This is a genomic window from Streptosporangium sp. NPDC000396, assembly GCF_042898655.1.
Taxonomy (GTDB): domain Bacteria; phylum Actinomycetota; class Actinomycetes; order Streptosporangiales; family Streptosporangiaceae; genus Streptosporangium.
Genome location: NZ_JBIAZA010000082.1, coordinates 1 through 1,891, shown reverse-complemented (window position 1 = coordinate 1,891; position 1,891 = coordinate 1). Strand labels below are relative to the sequence as shown.

General features: G+C 69.1%; 1 protein-coding gene. It reads right to left on the bottom strand.

Translation table 11 applies throughout. From position 1 onward, the window contains the following. Window positions 1–1,891: condensation domain-containing protein (locus ACFY2X_RS47260; RefSeq protein WP_389952024.1), on the bottom strand; the 1,891-nt coding region annotated here is incomplete at both ends.

Genomic DNA, 1,891 nt, shown 5'->3' with positions numbered 1-1,891 from the left:
TGACACTGCCATGCGAGACCACCACCCCCTTCGGCCGCCCCGTCGACCCCGAAGTGAAAATCACATACGCCGGATGCTCCGCAACCAACCGCCCCCGCACGGCGGCGCCATCGGCAAGAAGACCGGACCCGACCCGGGACAAACCCGCCACGTCCTCGTCGTTCACCGTCAGGCTCTCCGCGCAAAGCGGCATCCGGCGGCGCTCCTCCACCGACGTCGCCGCCTCGGAACCCGATGAAGCGGTCTCTCCCAGGGAGAACACCAAAAACGGGGACGCCGCCCCCGGCACCGGCACCCACCGGCCATCCCCGGCAAGCGCCCCCTCCGACCCCGGCACCGTGACGGCCAGCATGGGACGCGCGTCCTCGACGATGTAGCCGATCCGATCCGCCGGATACTCCGGATCGATCGGCACATACCCACCCCCCGCCTTCACCACCGCGACCACCGCGACCACCAACTCCACCGACCGCGGCACCACCAACGCCACAAACCGCTCCGGCCCCACCCCCAACCCCGCCAGCACCCCGGCCAGCACCCCGGCCCGAGCATCCAGCTCCCCATACGACAGCTCCACCCCCGGCCCCACCACCGCCACCGCATGCGGCGAACGCGCCACCTGCGCCTCGAAGCGGTCCACGATCGTGGACGGGGCGGGCTCGGCTCCGGTACCGGCCCAGTCGCCGAGAATCGTCAGGCGCTCGGAGGGATCAAGGATGTCGATCTGGCTGATGGGCGCCGTGGGAGTGGCGACCACGGACTCCAGGAGCCGGTGAAAGCGGGTGACGATGTCTTCGGCCGTCCGGCGGTCGAAGAGGTCGAAGCTGAACTCCAGGCCGGCTTCGAGGCCGCCTTCGGGACGTTCGGCGAGGGTGAGTTGGAGGTCGAACTTGGCGGTGGCCGGGGTGAACGACTCCACGGCGACGGACAGATCGTCGAGTTCCAAGGAAGCGGGCGGGTTGTTCTGGAAGGCGAGCATCACCTGGAACAGGGGGTGGCGGGCCATCGAACGGGCCGGACTCACGATCTCCACCAACCGCTCGAACGGAAGATCCTGATGCGCGTAAGCCGCCAGATCCGTCTCCCGCACCCGAGCCACCAGCTCACGAAACCCCGGATCACCACCGGTGTCGGTCCGCAACACCAACGTGTTGACGAACATCCCCACCAGATCATCCAGCGCCTCATCGGTACGACCCGCCACCACCGACCCGATCGGAATGTCGCTCCCGGCCCCCAACCGGGTCAGCAACGCCGCCAACGCCGCCTGCACCACCATGAACAAACTCGCGTTCGCCTCACGCGCCAGCCCCACCAACCCCCGATGCAGATCAGGCCCGATCTCGAAACGAACCGTGTCCCCCCGATACGACGCCGTCGCCGGCCGGGGCCGGTCGGCGGGCAGCGCGATCTCATCGGGCAACCCCGCCAGCGCCACCCGCCAGAACTCCACCTGACGACTGATCAGACTCTGCGGATCCGACTCCCGCCCCAGCAGCTCCCGCTGCCACAACGCGTAATCGGCATACTGCACCGGCAACGGCACGAACGACGGCACCCGCCCCCCGGCCCGCGCCGCATAAGCCCCGATCACATCCCGCGCCAGCGGAGCCATCGACCAGCCATCCCCCGCGATGTGATGCAGCACCAGCAGCAGAACGCACGTCGAAGGGTCGATTTCGAACAGACGAGCCCTAAGCGGCGGCTCCACGGCCAGGTCGAAGCCCCGTGCGGCCTCCGCCGCCAGCGCCGCTTCAAGCTGGCCGGGCTCGATCCGGACGACGTCGAACGAGGGTTCGGCGGTGTCGAGGACGTGCTGGTGCGCCAGCCCGTCCACCTCCGGAAACACCGTCCGCAGACTCTCATGCCGGGCCACCACATCCCCCAGCGC